The sequence below is a fragment of the Sorangium sp. So ce726 genome, from assembly GCF_051521405.1.
Lineage (GTDB): Bacteria > Myxococcota_A > Polyangia > Polyangiales > Polyangiaceae > Sorangium.
Genome location: NZ_CP150349.1, coordinates 8,814,940 through 8,833,203, shown reverse-complemented (window position 1 = coordinate 8,833,203; position 18,264 = coordinate 8,814,940). Strand labels below are relative to the sequence as shown.

Annotated in this window: 15 protein-coding genes and 1 riboswitch; of the genes, 11 read left to right on the top strand and 4 right to left on the bottom strand. The window is 72.1% G+C overall.

All coding sequences use genetic code 11. The annotated features are described in order from the left end of the window. The first annotated feature begins 158 nt into the window (after positions 1-158). The 8 genes from WME79_RS32665 (at position 159) to WME79_RS32630 (ending at position 9,616) form a co-directional block, all read left to right on the top strand. On the top strand, positions 159-1,352 hold the full coding sequence (locus tag WME79_RS32665; RefSeq protein WP_437522827.1) for a hypothetical protein: 1,194 nt from the start codon (positions 159-161) through the stop codon (positions 1,350-1,352). Beyond that, positions 1,345-2,028, top strand: coding sequence for a DNA-binding protein (locus tag WME79_RS32660; protein WP_437522826.1), 684 nt, complete (start codon positions 1,345-1,347; stop codon positions 2,026-2,028). Before WME79_RS32665 ends, WME79_RS32660 begins: the two co-directional genes overlap by 8 nt. A gap of 624 nt (positions 2,029-2,652) precedes the next feature. Next, on the top strand, positions 2,653-3,996 hold the full coding sequence (locus WME79_RS32655) for a pectate lyase family protein (protein WP_437522824.1): 1,344 nt from the start codon (positions 2,653-2,655) through the stop codon (positions 3,994-3,996). A 163-nt stretch (positions 3,997-4,159) separates the two neighbouring features. Next, a riboswitch (guanidine-III (ykkC-III) riboswitch) is annotated at positions 4,160-4,228 on the top strand. 21 nt (positions 4,229-4,249) lie between these two features. After that, positions 4,250-4,567, top strand: a complete 318-nt coding sequence (gene sugE, locus WME79_RS32650) for a quaternary ammonium compound efflux SMR transporter SugE (protein ID WP_437522822.1) — start codon at positions 4,250-4,252, stop codon at positions 4,565-4,567. A gap of 54 nt (positions 4,568-4,621) precedes the next feature. Next, positions 4,622-5,647, top strand: coding sequence for a dipeptidase (locus WME79_RS32645; protein ID WP_437522821.1), 1,026 nt, complete (start codon positions 4,622-4,624; stop codon positions 5,645-5,647). 80 nt (positions 5,648-5,727) lie between these two features. After that, on the top strand, positions 5,728-6,492 hold the full coding sequence (locus tag WME79_RS32640; protein WP_437522819.1) for a class I SAM-dependent methyltransferase: 765 nt from the start codon (positions 5,728-5,730) through the stop codon (positions 6,490-6,492). A gap of 49 nt (positions 6,493-6,541) precedes the next feature. After that, positions 6,542-7,792, top strand: coding sequence for an NAD(P)/FAD-dependent oxidoreductase (locus WME79_RS32635; RefSeq protein ID WP_437522817.1), 1,251 nt, complete (start codon positions 6,542-6,544; stop codon positions 7,790-7,792). 90 nt (positions 7,793-7,882) lie between these two features. Next, positions 7,883-9,616 carry a serine/threonine protein kinase gene (locus WME79_RS32630; protein WP_437522815.1) on the top strand — a complete coding sequence of 578 codons (1,734 nt, stop codon included), beginning with the start codon at positions 7,883-7,885 and terminating at the stop codon, positions 9,614-9,616. Between the two features lie 30 nt (positions 9,617-9,646). On the opposite strand, the gene WME79_RS32625 is transcribed toward WME79_RS32630, so the two are convergent. From WME79_RS32625 to WME79_RS32615, 3 genes are read right to left on the bottom strand one after another with little or no spacing between them, the layout of a single operon-like run. Continuing rightward, positions 9,647-10,519, bottom strand: coding sequence for a hypothetical protein (locus WME79_RS32625; RefSeq protein WP_437522813.1), 873 nt, complete (start codon positions 10,517-10,519; stop codon positions 9,647-9,649). Then, on the bottom strand, positions 10,516-11,400 hold the full coding sequence (locus tag WME79_RS32620; protein WP_437522812.1) for a hypothetical protein: 885 nt from the start codon (positions 11,398-11,400) through the stop codon (positions 10,516-10,518). The genes WME79_RS32625 and WME79_RS32620 overlap by 4 nt, the downstream gene beginning before the upstream one ends. 8 nt (positions 11,401-11,408) lie before the next feature. Beyond that, positions 11,409-13,604, bottom strand: a complete 2,196-nt coding sequence (locus WME79_RS32615; RefSeq protein WP_437522810.1) for a TonB-dependent receptor — start codon at positions 13,602-13,604, stop codon at positions 11,409-11,411. Between the two features lie 318 nt (positions 13,605-13,922). On the opposite strand from WME79_RS32615, the gene WME79_RS32610 reads away from it, so the two are divergent. Genes WME79_RS32610 through WME79_RS32600 form a run of 3 tightly spaced genes read left to right on the top strand, consistent with a single transcriptional unit; the run spans position 13,923 to position 16,851 of the window. Then, positions 13,923-14,906: an MbnP family copper-binding protein gene (locus tag WME79_RS32610; RefSeq protein WP_437522808.1), complete on the top strand. Its 984-nt coding sequence runs from the start codon at positions 13,923-13,925 to the stop codon at positions 14,904-14,906. Positions 14,907-14,911: 5 nt separating this feature from the next. Beyond that, positions 14,912-16,183 carry an MbnH family di-heme enzyme gene (locus WME79_RS32605; protein WP_437522806.1) on the top strand — a complete coding sequence of 424 codons (1,272 nt, stop codon included), beginning with the start codon at positions 14,912-14,914 and terminating at the stop codon, positions 16,181-16,183. Then, positions 16,180-16,851 (top strand): hypothetical protein, encoded by a 672-nt coding sequence (locus WME79_RS32600; protein ID WP_437522804.1) that lies wholly within the window; start codon positions 16,180-16,182, stop codon positions 16,849-16,851. The genes WME79_RS32605 and WME79_RS32600 overlap by 4 nt, the downstream gene beginning before the upstream one ends. 133 nt (positions 16,852-16,984) lie before the next feature. Here WME79_RS32600 and WME79_RS32595 read toward each other — a convergent pair whose 3' ends face one another. Continuing rightward, positions 16,985-17,953 carry a hypothetical protein gene (locus tag WME79_RS32595; protein WP_437522802.1) on the bottom strand — a complete coding sequence of 323 codons (969 nt, stop codon included), beginning with the start codon at positions 17,951-17,953 and terminating at the stop codon, positions 16,985-16,987. Between the last annotated feature and the right edge of the window lie 311 nt (positions 17,954-18,264).

Here is an 18,264-nt window from a genome sequence, read left to right as displayed (position 1 = left end):
GGCGCACCGCGCGATTCACGCGAATTCTGACGTGCCGGGGCCCGGCCGGAGTGGCACTTGGCTTGCAATTCGTGTGACAGAAGCCGACATAAGGCACCATGTTCCGAGCTCCTCGCTCCGCTCATGAGGCGTCGGGGCATGGGCTGGAGGTGCACGTCATGCTGCTCGACCGATCCTTTCGACGAACATTGATCGCCCGTCTCCTGCTGAGCGCCGGCCCCTCGACGGCGGCCGCGTTGATGGCCGCCTTGCCGGGCTGCGGCGGGGAGCCCGAGGCCGCCGCCGATATCCGCTGCTTCGAGTGGTCCGAGGAGCTCGGGGCGTGCTTCGACCGCAGGCAGGCGGTGGAGGAGCTCAGGACCATCTACCCGAAATGCGAGGACTACATCGAGTCGGTGGACAGCGACGCGACCGAGCCAGACGGCGCGTGCTGCTACGAGGTGACCTCCAGACGCAATTCCCAGTACTGCGGCACGCCGGGCCGGCCCTTCACGCTGGAGGGGCACCGGCGCACGGCGGCGCCGCGGCCAGCCGAGGCAGGGTGGCTCGCGCGCGGGGAGGACACCGGCCCCGGCGGGCGACAGCCCTCGCTGGCGGATCTCACGAGCGAGGAGCGGGAGACGCTCGCGGAGAGCTGGCTCCGGAGCGCGCTCGAGGAGCACGCGTCGGTCGCCTCGTTCGCCCGCTTCGCGCTGGACCTCATGGCGCTCGGCGCGCCGTCGTCGCTCGTCGAGGCCGCGCACATCGCCGCGCTCGACGAGGTCGGTCACGCCCGCCTCGGCTTCTCGCTCGCGTCCGTTTACCGGGGCGAGCCCGTCGGCCCTGCAGCTCTCCCCATGCCGCACGGGGTCCCGGTCGCCGCGGATCTCGTGGCGCTGGCGCGCGCCGTCGCGGAGGAAGGCTGCGTCGGCGAGACCGTGGCCGCGCTGATGGCGGCAGAGCAGCGCGCCCGCGCCGAGGATCCAGCGGTGCGCGCGGCGCTCGAGGCCATCGCGGACGACGAGGCCCGGCACGCCGAGCTCGCGTGGCAGACGGTGGCGTGGGCGATCGGGGCCGGCGGCGAGCCGGTCCGCCGCGCGGTGGCCGACGTGTTCGAGGCCGCCGCGCTGTCCCTCCGGCGCCCGCCTCCGGTCGAGGGCGAGCCGCCCCGCGGCCGCGCCGCGGCGCTCGCGGCGCACGGCCACCTCGGCGGGGCCGAGCTGCGCGGGCTGCCCCGCGCCGCGCTCGCCCAGGTGGTGTTGCCGTGTGCGCGCGCTCTCGGGCTCTGGAGGTCCGCGGACGCCGGAGCGCCCGTTGCGGGGCAACCTCTTGTTTCGCTGGGCGCAGCAGCGCTGGGGAACGGCGATGCGTAAGCGCCTTCCGACCCGCAATCTCGTCTCGATCGCCGTCACCACCTGCGCCCTCGCGACGACGGCCTGCGGCGCTCCGGACCAGGAGGAGGCCGTGGTCACCATCGCCGAAGCCCGCGCCCTGGCCGAGGGCTCCACGGCGACGGTCGAGGGGCTCGTGACCGTCGCGCCCGGCACGTTCAATTCGGCGACCGGCGACCAGGGCTTCGCCCTGCAGGACGCCACCGGGGGCATCTACGTGGGCCTGCCGGACGCGATCGATCTCGAGCTCGATGTCCGGGTGCGCGTCACGGGGAGGCTCGGGCAGACGGCCCAGCAGACGGTGCTCAACGCCGAGCGGGCCTCGGTCACGGTGCTCGGTGGCATCGGACCCGTCGAACCGACGTTCGTGACGACCGGCAGCGTCAACGCCGGAGAGCGCTTCGAGGGCCTGCTGGTACACGTGAAAGGCCGCGTGACCAGCGCCGTGGAGGACGACCAGCCCCATGGCTTCAAGGTGTATGTCGATGACAGCTCGAGCAATGCCCAGGTCTTCGTGCACATCGTGGGCGGCCAGCCTGTCATCGATACGGCGTCGCTCGCGGTCGACAAGACCGTCGATGTGACCGGCCTCGTCGTGCACTACGAGGCGGCCTACGCGGTCGCGCCGCGCCGGGCAGGAGACCTCGTGGCGCGCTGAGCGAGCGCCGTTCAATCGACCGAGACAGGTTTGGCGGGGAATTGAACAGGGAGGCGGGGAGACGGGGAGATTCGTGGGATTGAATTCCCCGTCTCCCCGTCTCCCCGTCTCCCCGTCTCCCTGTGAATTTCCCGAACAATTCGGGGGGATGCTTCACGTCGCGGGGGGCGCTCCGGCGCGTCATGAGCCCGCTCGGGCGCTTCCCGTGCAGGATAACCAACATCGTTTCATCTGGCGACATGGAATTCCCGGGGCGATTTTGATGTGCCCTGTCGCACAGATTGGCAATTGGCGATTGCCGTCGACGGATCGAGTCCTGTAGGGTCATCACAGTACGGCTTGCGGTTAAGAGCGCCGGTCAAGACCTCCTGCGCCAGGCAGCCGAGGGCGGGCCCATCGCGTCGCTGCTCCGCGTCGCCCTGCTTCATCAGGGCACATCGTCGCGCCTAGCGCCGCGCCCACCCTGGGCTTCCTTGCTCGATCCGGTCTTGTTCAGCGCCTGATACGTACGAAAGGGGAACGAGACACATGGCATACCTTCCCACTTGTTCTTCCATTGGCGCACAGCGGCTTCGCCGCTTCGGCTGCGCGATCGCCGCGGTTTCTGCGCTCACTGCGATATCGATGCCAGCCAGCGCGCTCCCGTCGTTTCCGGGGGCAGAGGGCTTTGGCGCCGTCGCGACCGGCGGGCGCGGCGGGCGCGTCATCAAGGTCACCAACCTGCGCACGAGCGGGTCGGGGAGCCTCCAGGCGGCCCTCGACGCGAGCGGGCCTCGTATCATCGTCTTCGACGTGAGCGGCGTGATCGAAGGGGATGTCGTCATCCGGAACGGCGACGTGACGATCGCGGGCCAGACGGCCCCGGGCGCGGGCATCACCATCCACGGCCGTTTGACCGCCAGGTACTCCACCGCGGTCAACAACATCGTTGCACGATTCTTGCGTGTCCGGCCCGTATACAACGGCTCGGCCGGAGAGCAGTTCGACGCGACGCAGATCTCGCGGAACTCGAAGGTGATGCTCGATCACATGTCGATCTCCTGGGGCGTCGACGAGACTGTGGACCTCTATGAGGCAGATGACGTCACCGTCCAGTGGTCCACGATCGAGTCGTCGTCGACCACGGGACATCCAGAGGGGATGCATAATTACGGTCTCATCAACGGCCCTGATGGCCACCGGATCACGCTTCACCACAACCTGTTCGCCCACCACAAGGCGCGTTGTCCCGCGGTCGCGAACGGCCCGGCCGACATCCGCAACAACGTGGCCTACAACGTGAGGCACGGGTTCGTGCACCACAACCCGGCGACCGGCAAGTTCAACATCGTGGGCAACACCTACATCAAGGGGCCGAGCGATCAGCTGATCCCGTTCTACTTCGACGGCAGCGCCGGCTCGGGGCTCAAGTACTTCCTTGGCGACAACTACGTCGATGATCCCGGGAAGTTCACGGGCACCGTCGAGAACCCCTGGAAGCAGCCGTACCTCCACCCGAGCTTCAGCAAGCTCAACAAGCCCGAGTCGTACCGCTCGGCGACGCAGTTCGATTTCACGCGGGATGTCGCGGGGTACATCCCGGTGACGACCCAACGCGCGCAGGACGCGTATCGGCTCGTCGTCGCGCAGGCGGGCTCGCTGCCGCGCGACGTGGTGACGAAGGGCGTCTTCAAGAACATGGAGCGCCGCGACGGCTCGTGGGGCGCCCGCTACGTGAGCAACCTGATGGATGGGCTCAGCCCGGGGACGGCCCCCGCAGACGCCGACCGCGACGGCATGGCGGACGCGTGGGAGCAGGCGCACGGCCTCAGCTCATCGAACGCGAACGATCACACCAAGGTGATGCCGTCCGGATACACCGCGATCGAGGAGTACATCAACGAGCTCGCCGCCGCGCTGATCAGCCAGGCGGGGGGCAGCTCCTCGCTGCTCCCGGACGAGGGGGAGATCGAGGAGCAGATCGAGTAGCGAGCTCCAGGAGAGCGCGATCGAGAGGCCGCGGCGTGGTCCCCGCCTACCGCGCCGCTCCGCCCAGCGGAGCGGCAGCGGCCGCGGCGGTGCGGCCTCGCGACGCGGTGCGGCGCCGGCCGGCCTGTCTGTTGCGCAGGCCGTCGCCCCTGCTAGGTTCCCCGCGGCGCTCCTTCAGACAGGGCGTCCCGGACGAGACGCGCCGTACCCGGTCAGGATAAGACGACGCAGCCACATCACGAGGAGAGTCGTCATGTCCTGGCTGGCGTTGCTCCTGGCAGGTCTACTCGAGGTCTGCTGGGCTATCGGTCTCAAGTACACACACGGCTTCACGCGCCCGTTGCCAACGGCGCTCACGATCGGCGCGATCATCACGAGCATCGCGCTCCTCGAGACTGCCTCGCGGACCTTGCCCATCGGCACAGCGTACGCCGTCTGGGTCGGCATCGGCGCGTTCGGGGCGGCGATCGCGGGCATCCTCCTGTTCGGCGAGCCCGCCACGGCGGCGAGGCTCGGTTTCCTCGTGCTGCTCGTTGTGTCCATCGCGGGCCTCAAGCTGGCGAGCCCCTGAGCCCTCGTCGCCCGGCGCGCGACCGGCCGCCTCGGGTCGACTAGCCTTCCTTCCATGCACGGAACACCCGAAGCCCGCGCCCTGCACGCGCAGTACCCCGCCATCGATCTCCACGCCGACAGCCTCATGTGGGCGCGCTGGGTCGGTTACGATCTGCAGGAGCGGCACGAGCCGCCGCTGCCGTTCGCGGCCCTCGGCGGGCACGTCGACGTCCCGCGGCTCCGCGAGGGCGGCGTCGGCGCGCAGTTCTTCGGGCTGGTCTCGCTGCCCATCGGGCAGCGGCGCGGGCTCGCCGCCGTCATCGAGGAGCAGATCGATCTCCTGGAGCAGGCCGTCCGCGCGCGGCCCGGCCGCCTCGTGAAGGCGCTCACGGCCGAGGACATCGAGGCGGCGAGGGCCGGCGGCGCCGTCGCGGCGCTGCTCGGCGTCGAGGGGGCGCACGCGCTCGAAGGCGACCTCGACACCCTCGCTCGCTTCGCGCGGCGCGGCGTGCGCTACCTCGGGCTCTGCCACTTCAGCGCCAACGAAGCGTGTTATCCCGCGTACGGCAGCGGCCGAAGGGATGGTCAAGGCCTCACCGCCTTCGGCCGCGACGTCGTGCGCCTCGCCGAGGACCTCGGCGTCATCGTCGATCTCGCGCACATCAACCGGGCAGGCTTCCTCGACGCATGCGCGCTCGCTCGCCGCCCACCCATGGTCAGCCACACGGGTATCGCTGGCGCGTTCGATCACTGGCGCAACATCGATGACGATCAGCTCCGCGCCCTCGCCGACCGCGGCGGGTGCGCCGGGATCATCTTTTGTCCGCTCTATCTCGGCGGAAACGGGCTCGCGCCCGTCGTCAAGCACCTCGTGCACATCATCAACGTTGCCGGCGAGGACACGCCAGCGCTCGGATCCGATTGGGACGGTTTCATCATTCCCACACGTGAGCTGCGTGATGCGGCCCATCTTCCGCTCTTGACGGATGCGCTGCTGCGAGCTGGCTTGAGCGAGCGAGTGATCGCCAAGGTGCTTCGAGAGAACGTGATGCGCATTTTGAGCGACAACCCGCTTCCAACGCGGCTGCCGGTTGCGTAGCCTCTCTCGACGGGCCGTCGGGGTGGGTGGTCCCTCCGGCGCTGCGCGAGATCCTCCTTAACGCGGAGCGGATGCAGGCCATGACTCTCCATCGCCTCGCTGCACAGGGCTACGCGACTGCAGCGGATGCTTATGAGAAGGGGCGCCCGGACTACCCGCGCGGCGCGATCGAGCTCCTGCGCGACACGCTCCGCATCGACGCGACGAGCACGGTGCTCGATCTCGGCGCCGGCACCGGCAAGCTCACGCGGCTGCTCGTGCCCACGGGCGCGCGGCTGCTCGCGCTCGAGCCGGTCGAGGGGATGCGCCGCAAGCTGGGTCAGATGGTCCCGTCCGCCATCCCGCTCGATGGGGTCGCCGAGGCGATCCCCTTGCCCGAGACATCGGTCGACGCCGCGGTCGCCGCGCAGTCGTTCCACTGGTTTCACGGCGATCTCGCGCTCGCCGAGATCCACCGCGTGCTCCGGCCGAGAGGGCGCCTCTCCCTGCTCTTCAACCTGCGCGACGAGCGCGTCGACTGGGTCGCCCGCATCTCCCACATCCTCGACCGCCACGGCCGGGATGCTCCGATACACAGGTTCGGCGCCTGGCGCCGGACGTTCTCTGACTCTCGCCTCTTCGCGCCGCTCGGAGAGCACGAGTTCACCCATACGCAGGAGCTCGATCTCGATGGGCTCCTCGAGCGCGTCGCGTCGATCAGCTACATCTCGGCGCTCCCCCTGCACGAGCGTTATGCGGTCCTGAACGAGATCCGCGAGCTGGCCGCGAACCACCCGGACCTCGAGGGGAAGAGCGTGTACCTCTTCCCCTACCGGACGCTGGTGCCCCTGTACGAGCGGCGGTGAGCGTCCTGCGAGCCCGCCGACGGGGGCGCCGTGCTAGAGCGGCCCCCGCATGGCGGCGCATGAAGTCGTGATCGTCGGAGGCGGGCCGGCGGGCGTGAGCACAGCGCTCTTCCTCGCCCACCATCGCCCGGCCCTCGCCGACAGGATCGTGGTGCTCGAAAAGGAGCGCTACCCGCGGGACAAGTCCTGCGCGGGCGGCCTCGGCGAGCGAGCGGACAGGGCGCTGTCGGCGATCGGGGTGACGATCGACGTGCCCTCGGTCGTTGTGCACGGCATCAGCGCGGCCTTCCAGGCCGGCGAGGTCGCGCTCCGCGAGGGGAACATCGGCCGCGTCGTCCGGCGCGTCGAGTTCGATCGCGCGCTCGCGCTCGCCGCGCGGGCGCGGGGCGTCCGGATCGTGGAGGGGGCGCGGGTGACCGGTGCCACGCTGAGCGAGCGCGGCGCCCGCGTCGAGAGCTCGGCCGGGGTCTTCGACGGCCGCGTCGTCGTCGGCGCGGACGGCGTCGGCAGCGTCGTCCGCCGCGCGATGGGGCTGCCGTTCGGCAGGCTGCGCGCGCAGGCCGTCGAGGTCGACACCGAGCCCGTCGCGGGGGACCGGGCGCGCGACCTCCTGCACTTCGAGATGCGGGACCGATCGTTCGCCGGCTATCTGTGGGACTTCCCCACGATCGTCGACGGACGCGAGCTCGTCTGCCGGGGGGCCTACGTGCTGCACGAGGGCGCGCTCGGCATGGCGCGCCCCGCGCCCGACGCCGAGCGCGTGCTCCGGAGCAGGCTCGAGGCGCTCGGCCTCGACCCGGACCGCTACCGGCGCAAGCGCTTCGCCGAGCGAGGCCTCGACCGGCGGGCCGTGATCGCGCGGCCCGCTGCGCTGCTCGTCGGCGAGGCCGCGGGCATCGATCCGATGCTGGGAGAGGGGATCGCCCAGGCGATCGCGTACGGGGCCCTCGCGGGCGAGTACCTCGCCGAGAAGCTCGAGGCCCAGGATCTCGGGTTCCACGACTGGGGCCGGCGCGTCGAGCGATCGCTGCTGGGCCTCGACCTGCGCTTCCGGCGCCGGGTGATGCGCGCCTTCTACGGCGCGCCGCGGGAGCGCGTCGAGCGTTACCTCCTCGGCGAGCCGTCGTTCCTGCGCTTCGGCGTCCGGCACTTCGCCGGCAGAGCCCAGCCGGCGGGCGACGCGCTCCGCGCCGCGGCGACGGGCGCGCTGGTCGCGGGCCGGATCGGGATCGAGCGCCTCGTCGCGTCGCTCCCGCCGCGCGCGCGCAGCGCAGGCAGCGCCGACGGCGCGCACGCGTAACGAGGCAGCGAGGCAGCGAGGCGCGCCGTGCGCGCTGCGCCCGTGAGCCCCGACACCCCCGCGACGGCCACCATGCTAGCATCGCCCGCCATGGTCGCGCCGTTCCAGCCGGCGGTCGGGATGCTCTTCGGAGAGTTCCGGATCGTTCGGCCCCTCAGCGCTGGGGGCATGGGGGCCGTGTACATCGCCGAGCAGGCGAGCACTGGCAAGCTGCGGGCCCTCAAGCTCATGCATCCGCAGCTCTGCGCGGACGCCCGGCTGCGCGAGCGCTTCGAGCAGGAGGCGCGCGTCGGCGCGCTGGTGGAGAGCGATCACGTCGTGCAGGTGATCGGCGCCGGCGTGGACACGGCCAGCGGCGCGCCCTGGCTCGCGATGGAGCTGCTCGAGGGGGAGGACCTCTCGCAGCGGATGAGGCGCAGCGGGCTGCTCTCGGCGCAGGACGTGCACGAGATCTTCCGGCAGCTCTGCCACGCGCTCGGCGCCGCCCACCGGGCGGGCGTGGTCCACCGGGACATGAAGCCGCAGAACGTGTTCCTCGCGAAGACGCAGAGCGCGACGGCGCGCTGGTCGGTCAAGGTCCTCGACTTCGGCATCGCGAAGATCGCCGCGGAGGCGAACACGATGGCGACCGCCTCGCTCGGCACGCCCCTCTGGATGGCGCCCGAGCAGTCCGACCCGCGCGGGCAGATCTCGCCGGCGACCGACGTGTGGGCGCTCGGGCTGATCGCGTTCGCCCTGCTCACCGGGCGCATGTACTGGCGCGCCGCGAACGACCCGATGGGCACCGCGATGCCGGTGCTGCTCCGCGAGATCCTCTTCGAGGCGATCGACCCGGCGTCGGTGCGCGCGACCGCGCTCGGGCGCGCCGGCTGTATCGTGCACCCGTTCGACGCCTGGTTCGCGCGCTGCGTCGCGCGGGAGCCGTCGCAGCGCTTCCAGACGGCGCAGGAGGCCTTCGACGCGCTCGGCCCGGCGCTCTTCGTCGACCCGCGCAGCGTGCGGGCCGCCGGCGCCGGGATCTCGGTGGTGCCGTTCAGCGCCGCGGCGGCGATCACCTCGGCGGGATCTGCGTCGCGCCTGTCGATGAGCGGACCGACCGAGATGGCCTCGGACCCTCAGCGCGCGCCGTCGTGGCCCGCCGGCGCGGGCGCATCGTCGTCGCCCGTCAGCGCGCGCGCGCCGTCGACGCCCGCGCCCGTCCTGGCGAGCAGCGGGCCGGTGGAGGCCCCTCGGAAGCCCGCGCGGAGGGGGCCGCTGCTCCTCGCGTGCGGCCTGGCCGGCGGCTTCGCGATGGCGGCGATCGCCTTTTACGCCGGCCGCGCGCAGAGCGACGTCCGGCTTGTGCAGCGCCTGCCGGTGCCGGCGCACCCGACGGTGGTCAGCCCAGGCCGCGGCGGCGAGGCGCGGTCGCCGGCGCTGGCGGGCGACGCGAACGGCGCGGGTGAGCGGCAGCCGCCGCCCGGCCCTCGAGACGCTCCGGTGCCGGCGCCCGCGCCGAGGTCCCCGCGCCCCACGCGCGAAGGTACCGCGCCGGCGGCGACGGCGATCGCGGCGAGGCCGTTCGATCGCGGCGCGGCCCACGCGGCGCTGCAAGCGAAGGGCGCCACCGCGCGGATCCACTGCAAGGGCAAGGCGGGGCCGAAGGCGGTGACGGCGCGGGTGTTCTTCAACCCCGCGGGCGCCGTGCAGCGCATCTCGATCGAGCCGCAGGTCGCGATGACCCCGGCCGGGAGCTGCGTGCAGATGCTGCTCGGCTCCGCGCGGGTGCCGGCGTTCGACGGGAGTGAGCTCCAGGACGTCATGACGACGGTCGGGATCGAGTGAGCGCCGCGGGCGAGCGCGCGGCCGGCCGCGTCACGGGTCGACGGAGACGCACTCGCCCTCGCCGCGGAAGTGCCCGATCGTGCGCGAGAGCGCGGCGACGAACGCCCCGAGATCATTAATGTTTCCGGCGCTACCCGTCCCGTAGGTGCCCTCCTCGATCGCGACGAGGCGCACCGCGGCGAGCTCCTCCAGGGTGACGGCCCCGTCGTCATCGGCGTCCGCGGCGGCGATGGGCGCGAACCGGCGCGCGGCGGTCGCGGCCTGGAGGTCGTCGTAGAAGAAGTGGTCGCCGTGGATGGTGAGCTCCACGTCGTCGGTGCCGCCGTTCGTGACGAGGACGCCCTCGGTCTCCTTGCCGGCCCTCTCGCCCTTGCAGTCGGCGTAGCGCGTCGCGAGCGAGAAGGTCCAGTCGAGGCGCTTCTCGACCTCGCCGCCGTCGCCGCTCTTCCGCGCGATCGCCTCGATATGCACGGACGCTCCCGCCGCGAGCATGAGCGCCTTGTCGTCCTCCGTGGCGCCATCGAGGGCGGTGTCCGCGTCCACCGGGCCGATCTCGTAGGAGACAGCCTCCCAGGGCTTCGCCTCGAGGTCGTCGAAGGTCACCACCGGCTTCGCGCCGGCCTTCGTGTGGTCGAACAGGGTCGAGCCCTGCATGCGCGCTCCGACGTTCCCCTCGCGATCGGCGACGGTGACGTTCCGGACGACGAACAGGAACTTCTCGTACTGGATGCTCCAGCCGTCCGCGAGATCGGCGGCCGGGATCTCCTGCTCGATGTAGTCCTCTCCCCACGTCGAGAACGCCACGCTCCCGGCCCCGAGCTCGCCTTCGCCGCAGCCGGCGAGCGCCGCCGTAGCGAGCACCGCCGCCGCCACCCACAGTCCTTTCGTGGTCCTCATCGTCATTCCTTCTCCTCCGGGGAGCCGGGCGCGAACGAGAGCGCGTAGGCCGTCCCCTTCTTGAGGCCCCGCGTGAAGCCGCGCTGGGCCTGGCTCTCGGGCTCGAGGTCGACCGGCGCGCCGTCCTCGCTCGCGGCGACGGCCTCGAAGTCGACCTGATCGAGCCAGACCGTCGGCTTCACGACGAGCGTGACGACGCCGGGCCCGTCGAGGAAGACCTCCTCGAAGACGCACCCCTCCACCGACGGCTCGCCGGTCGCGTCGTCGAGGACGTCGGCGACCAGCGCGCGCGCGCGGAACACCCGCGCGAGCTCCCCCTTCTCGGCGCGTCCCTCCACGGCGACGACGTGCCCGTCGAGCGCCGCGGCGAGCGGGCCCGAGGGCGGCGCGCCGAACGTGAAGCGCGCGGATCGCACGACGCCGCTCACGGCGTCCGCGTCCGCGAGCGCCGTCGTCCCCTGCAGCAGGTCGACCGAGGTCGGCTGCGTCATCTGGCCTCTCGCCTCGCCGGCCTGGTAGTGGCCCGGGTGCGCGTGCGCCTCGGGCACGGCCCACCGGGCGAGCCGCTCGAGCAGCGAGGGGGCGCCGCCCGGCGAAGGCCGCCGCGCCGTGAACGGGGCGCCCTCGAAGTAGTGGAGCGATCCGATCGCCAGGTGCGCCTTCGACAGCGTGATGGTCCAGCCGAGCGCGTTCGTGAACGGCGCGACCGACGCTGCGTCGGGCGCGATCTGCGTCGCCAGGGTCAGGCGCTTGCCGGAGGTCGCGTCGTCGCCTCCGGCGCCGCACCCGGCGGCGAGCGCGCCCGCCGCGAGGGCCGCGGCGAGGCGCCCCGCAGCGGCGAGGGCGGCGCGCCGGCGGGATCGGGTCTGTGCGGTGGTGGATGTCATCGAGGTCCTCAGCCGATGTAGAGGGAGAGCGAAGCGAGGAAGCTGCGTGGGGCGCCGACCGTCACGTGCCGCGCGGGGAGGAGGTCGGGCGCCGCGCCGCGGGTGAAGTTCGAGGGGTAGACGAACTCGCCGTCGAACCACGCCGCGTCGAGGAGGTTGTAGACGTCGATCCCGAGCTCGACGCGGTGGTAGCGGACGTGCGCCGTCACGTCGGTGACGAGCGCGTCGTGGCCGAGCTCTCCGAACGGCAGGGGGCGGCCGTGGAGCAGCGTCACGCCCGCGCCGGCGCGGGCCTCGAGGCGCCGGCCGAAGAGCGCGCCGAGGCGCGGCGTCACCGCGAGATCGGCGCGCGCGACGACCTGGGGCACGAAGGGGAGGAGATCGCCCGCCGCGTAGCGCCCCCCGGAGGCGGTGAAGGCGGCCCGGGTGTACGTCAGGCCGACGCTCGACACGAGCCACGGCGCCGGGTGCGCCACCGCGTCGAGGGCCACGCCGGTGCGGGCCGTGGCGGGCACGGGCTCGTTGCGGGCGGTCGCCTCGTCGAAGACGAGATCCTCGTTGAGGCGGGTGTGGAACAGCGCCGCCGACGCCCGCACGCGCTCGTCGGCGTAGCGGAGCCCGGCCTCGGCGGAGAGCACCCGCGTGAAGGGGGTCCGCTCGCCGTCGCCGAGGCTGCGCGCCTGGGGCGAGCGGAACCCCTGGCCCACGCTGGCGAGCGCGCGCAGCCCAGGGAGCAGCACCACATCGACAGTGCCCTTGCCGCCCACGTGGACGCCCTGCGCGCTGCGCGCCTGCGCGCCCTGGCCGATGTCGTCGACGACCTGGTAGGCGAGGCCGTCGGCGCGCAGCCCACCGCGCAGCGTGATCCGCCGCGCCGGCCGGATCGACGCGTCGAGGTAGCCGGCGATGTCGGTCGCGCGGACCTTCGCGTCGACGAGCGTGGCGGTCGGCCTGTCGTCGACGGCCGCGAGGCGCCGCTGCGACTGCTCGATCCAGTCGGTGCGCGCGACGACGCCCGCCTCGAACGTGTCGCGGTCGGAGAGCAGCGGGAAGGTGAGCCGGTACGACGCGGTGGCGCCCGCCGTGATCGCCTCGTTGAGCTGCTGGGTGGCGTCGCCGTTCGTGGGGTCCGTGAGGTACCCAGTGAAGTTCGAGCGCAGCCGGAGCGCGCGCAGCACGACGAACGGCGTGAGCGAGAGGCCCTCCCCGCGGGCGGCGCCGTCGCCCGAGCCGCGCAGATCGACGACGAGCTGCGCGCGCGACGAGTCGCCGCCCTGATCGGGATCGTACGAGGCGAAGCGGTCGACCTTGCCCGATTCGATGTCGCAGAGGCGCAGGACGCCGGCGGAGCCGCAGCGCGAGGCGAACGCCGACGCCATCACCCGCGCGGAGACGCCGGCGAGCGGCCGGTAGACGGCCTGCGCGATGAGTGACGCCCGGCCGGCGGCGCGGGCGGGCCCGAAGCCGTCGGTCCCGTACGCCTCGAAGGCCGCGAACGTGGCGTCGTCCGCGTTCTCGGGGTGGTAAGCGAGGAAGAGCCGGCGCGCCCCGAAGGAGCCCGCGGAGGCGGTGGCGGTGATCCCCGGCTCGCCGTACGCGAGATCGAAGCGCATCGTCCCGGCGACCGCGAAGTCGCCCTGGCGCGGGTCGTACGACCCCGGCTGCGCGCGGAGCTCGCCGATCACCTCCGGCATCACGAAATGGAGGTCGGTATAGCCCTGGCCGTGGACGTTCGAGACCTCGTTGACCGGCGCGCCCGCGACCCAGACCTCGAGGTCCTGTCCATGGACCGCGTCGAAGCCGCGGAAGAAGATCTGGTGCGCCTTGCACTCGCCGCTGTGCTGGGAGGTGAACACGCCCGGCACGAGCTGCAGCACGTCGCTCGCCGTCCGGTGGGGCGCTGCCCGGATCTCCGCCTGCCCGCGCACCGACTCCGAGGCGCTGCGCGGCGGCGCCGCGCCCTGCACCACGACCGTGATGGGCGCGGCGTCGGACGCGGGCGCCGCTCCGCCCGCTGCGCCGGAGACGGGCGCCGCTGCGCCGGCGCCGCCGGAGGCGTAGCCGCCCACCGACGTTGCCGCTTCGGCCGCGGGCGGAGGCGCGGCACCGTCGCTGGCGCGCGCAGGCGCGGCGGACGTGATGACAAGAAGCAGCGTGAACGCCGTGCTCAGGGAACGCACCACAGGTGGGCCGGTCAGTAGCACGATTTTCTCGGTTCGTGTTATCATGCGGACGCGTACGCTCGCTCGGCGGGCGCGCCAGCCGCTGGGTCGAATCGCAGGCGGTGAGCGCGGTCGTGCGGTCGTGCGGTCGTGCGGTCGTGCGGTCGTGCGGTCGTGCGGTTGTCGGTGGCGTCGCTGTCTGCTGGCCGCTGAAGGCTGCTCCGGGGCCTTCCGCGAGCCCTCTTTCGACGCTGGATCGACTCGCGCTCTCGGGCGGATCGCGATAGCGACAACATGTCGCATTCAGGCGAGGGGCGACGCGGCCTATCGTGGCGCGCATCGTTTCTCGGGAGGACGCTCATGGAATCCGGTCTTCGTGCATCACGGCTCTGGTTCCCGCTGGTCGGGGCGGTGCTCGCGCTCATGGCGTGCGGCGACGATGATGGGGTGAACCCTGTCGATGGCGCGTCGACCTCGACGGGCGTCGGCGGCGGCGGCGGGAGCGGCGGTGACGGCGGGGCTGGCGGTGGCGGGGGCGGGAGCGGCGGGGCTGACGGCGGCGGGGGGAGCGGCGCTGAGACGATCGCTGTCGAGCTGCAGTTCGAAGGCCGCGTCCGCGACGAGGTGTTCTCCTGCAGCGAGACGTACGCTGTCGGCAGCGCCGCGACGGACGTGGGGCTGAACGATTTCCGCCTCTACATCCACGACGTGCGCCTGCGCCGCGCGGACGGCGAGGAGGTGCCGCTCTCGCTCGATCAGGACGGGCTGTGGCAGTACCAGGACGTCGCGCTCCTCGATTTCGAGGACAGATCGGGCACCTGCGCCAATGGGACCGAGGAGACGAACGGCGTGGTGCGCGGGACGGTCCCGGTCGGGGACTACGACGGGCTGTCGTTCAAGCTGGGCGTGCCGTTCGAGCTCAACCACGGCGACGCGTCGGTCGCGCCGTCGCCGCTCAACTTGACGGGGCTGTTCTGGAGCTGGAACGACGGGTACAAGTTCCTGCGCCTCGACAGCGTCTCCACGGCAGATGACAAGCCGTTCCTCGTGCACATCGGGAGCACTGGCTGCGTCGCCAGCGCGGGCGGCGAGGTGACCGCGTGCGATCACCCCAACATCGCCGAGATCGTCTTCGAGGACATCGACCCGCTCGCAACGAAGGTGCTCGTCGACTATGCGGCGCTCGTCTCGGACAGCGACCTGTCGGCGAGCGCCGACGACATCCCCGGCTGTATGTCGGATCCGTCGGATTCCGAGTGTCTGCCGCTCTTCACCCATCTCGGCATCGACAGCACCGACGGCTCGCCGCACGCCGACCGGCAGTCGTTCTTCAGGATAGAATAGGCGCCATGGCGATGTTCGCTCCGATGACCGCTCTCCGCCGCTCGGCGATCTCCTCTGCCCTCGCCGCGCTCGCGGCCCTCTGCTGTGCCTGCGGCGACGGCGACGGGCTGCAAGGCGGCGGCGGGTCGACAGGGGAGGGCGGCGGCGGGTCGGCGGGAGAGGGCGCCGGCGGCCAGGGCGGCGGTGGCGCTGGGGGAGGCGACGCGGTCGCCTATGCGTGGGGGCTGCCGACGGGCTTTCCGGTGCCCAAGGTCCCCGAGGACAACCCGATGTCGTCGGCGAAGGTCGAGCTCGGCAGGCGGCTGTTCTACGACGTGCGCCTGTCCGGCAACGGCACGTACTCGTGCGGCTCGTGCCATCGCCAGGAGCTCGCGTTCACCGACGGCCTCGCGAACGCCGAGGGCTCGACCGGCCAGTTCCACTCGCGCAGCTCGATGAGCCTGGCCAACGTCGCTTACCTCACGACGTTGACCTGGGCGAATCCGCTCGTCGAAGCGCTCGAGGAGCAAGCGCTCCTGCCCATGTTCGGCGAGACGCCGGTCGAGCTCGGGCTCGCCGGCATGGAGGACGAGCTGCTGGAGCGGCTACAGGGCGAGCCGCTGTACCAGGATCTCTTTCCCGAGGCCTTCCCCGGCGACGACGAGCCCATCCGCCTCGCGAACATCACGAAGGCGATCGCGGCGTTCGAGCGGTCGCTGCTCTCCTACCGCGCGCCCTACGACCGTTACCGTTACGGCGGCGACCCCTCCGGGATGTCCGATGCGGCGCTGCGCGGGATGGATCTCTTCTTCTCCGAGAAGCTGGAGTGCTTCCATTGCCACGGTGGCTTCAACCTGTCGGACTCGGTGGAGCACGACGGCACCACCTTCACGGAGGTGATGTTCCACAACACGGGGCTCTACAACATCGACGGCAACGGCGCTTACCCGGAGGGCAACGGGGGAGTCTATGAGATCTCCCACAAAGAGCCGGACATGGGCCGGTTCCGCGCGCCCACGCTGCGGAACATTGCCGTCACGGCGCCGTACATGCATGACGGCAGCATCGAGACGCTCGAGGGGGTGCTCGACCATTACGCCGCGGGAGGGCGTACGATCGAGGCTGGCCTCCCCAACGCCGGTGTGGGCAGCGAGAACAAGTTCAAGAGCGAGCTCATCAGCGGGTTCGATCTCACAGAAGAGGAGAGAGCGGACGTGATCGCCTTCTTGCAAACCCTGACGGACGACGAGTTTCTGAAGGACCCGCGCTTCGCGGATCCCTGGGCGGAGGCGCCATGAGCCGAAGGCCCTTCCTGAGCCGGGCGCTCCTCGTGCCCGCGCTGGCGGTGCTGGCGTCCGCCGCGATGTACACCGGGGCGTGCGGTCACAGCGACGACCACACATCGAGCGGGACGTCGTCCGACCCGAGCCTGGCCGACGTCATCTTCGAGGGCGGCGCGACCGACGAGGCCCTGGAGGAGCTGCTCGCGGTGGACGCGAAGGACGAGCCCGCGCAGGGCACGGTGTTCGACGCACCCGAGGACGGCGCGATGGTCCCCGGCGAAGCTGCGCTGGAGCTGACCTTCCATGTCGCGGGCGCGGCCCAGCGGACGGCGCCCCGGGCGGCGCCGGAGCTGCGGCTCGCGACCGCTGCTGCCCCGGGGGCGTCGATCGTCGCGGAGCTCGGGGCGCTCCTTGGGCCGGCGCGCGCCGCCTGGGCTCACGGGACGCCCATCAACGGGCGCGCTTACTTCCTGGTCTTCACGACGGCGGAGCGCGAGCTGCTGCTCCGGGTGTTCACGACCAAGCTGAGCTACACGCCGGACGCGGCGGCCTGGGACAAGCTCCGCGCTGCCGGCGTGCCGATCACGGTGAGCGTGATCAGCGCGCTGTTCGAGAACAACCGCATCGTGCAAGGCGGCGGTCCCTTCACGGGCGAGCCGGTCACGTTCACCATCCTGCCCTGAAGCCGTCGCGCGGCGCGCGACGGTCGATCTCGACCGCTCCCTCCTGGCGGGGGAGCGGTTCTCGCCGCTGAGGCAGCCGCTGCTCCAGGCGAGCGCGCGCAGTCAGCACGGCGCTCGGCGCGGCGATGCCGGCTCAGGACGAGCGGGGAAAGATGAGCGTGTACGAGCCTGGCGCAGGGTTGAAGAGCACCGCCTTGTCCGGGTGCTTCTCCCTGTCGAAATGGGGATACCACGGCAGCGCCCGCCAGGACTCCGACTCCTTGATGAACTCGCGGACGATGAGATCGAGCTCCACGTACTTCCCGCCGGTGATCGCCGAGAGCTCCGGTCCGAAGCTCCAGCGCTCGCGCCCAGGGCGCGGGGCGACGTCGTTGTGCAGCGCCCCGCCGTAGGCGATCACCATCTTTCCCGCGGCGTCCTCGCGGCCGAGCAGCGCCTTCGCCTCGGCGGCCGTCAGGCGCGCGATCATCTCGAGCATGGCCGTCACCGCGTCCGGCCCCGCGCGCACGATGGCGTCGTACTCCTGGCAGGAGGGCGTGAGCTGGTGGGGCCGGATGCCGAGCCGCTTCGCCGCGTGGCCGAGCGCGAGGAACTCGCTCTGGTTCTGCGCCGCCTGGCCCTGCGTGACCGTCCGCTGCTCCGTCTCGACCCGCGCCACCTGCTCCTTCTTGCAGCGCGGGTCCACGGCCCAGAGCTCGACGATCAGATCGGAGGCTCGGCCGGCGAGCGCCGGCAGGAAGAGCTCCGTGAAGCGCTGGGTCGTCGAGGGGATGCCCTCCGAGCCTTGCTGTGCGTGCGCCTCGCCCACCGCGAGCACGCGCGGGCCGCTCTCCAGGATGTGGGCGAAGGCCTGGGCCGGCGTATCGAAGGCGAGGCAGCCCAGCGCGCCGCAGGGGGCCGGCGCAGGGGAGGCCGCGGCGGCAGGGGCGGCGGCCTGCGCGGCGGGCGGCGGGGCAGCCGGGGGCGCGCTGGAACCCGAGGCGGCGGCGCTCGCAGAAGGAGCGCCGCCGGCTGGCGCGCTCGCGGAGGGAGCGCCGCCGGCCGGAGCGCCGCAGGCCGCGAGGAAGGCCGCGGCCACCAGGGAGGTTCGCGGAGTTCGCATGGGAGCATCTTACCGGGCTCCGAGAGCTCCTGTTCAGCGCGGCGCCTCGGAGCAGCCGAGCGGCTCCCCGGCCGAGCCGCGGCCGCCCCGGCGCCCTCCCGAGGGCTACCCGCACCCAGGGTGCTGACCCATGTTGCGCAGCGCGTGACGTGGTGAGCGAGGGGCATCGTGTCCAGACGGAAGAGGAAACCTGGGGGGGCGAGCTCGGTGAGGCGTCGCGAGCGCGACGAAGCGATACGGGAGCGCGATGACGAGCGAGCTCGGCTCGCCGAGCGCGACACGCGCGGCACGCACGGAGAGGGGGCCTTGAT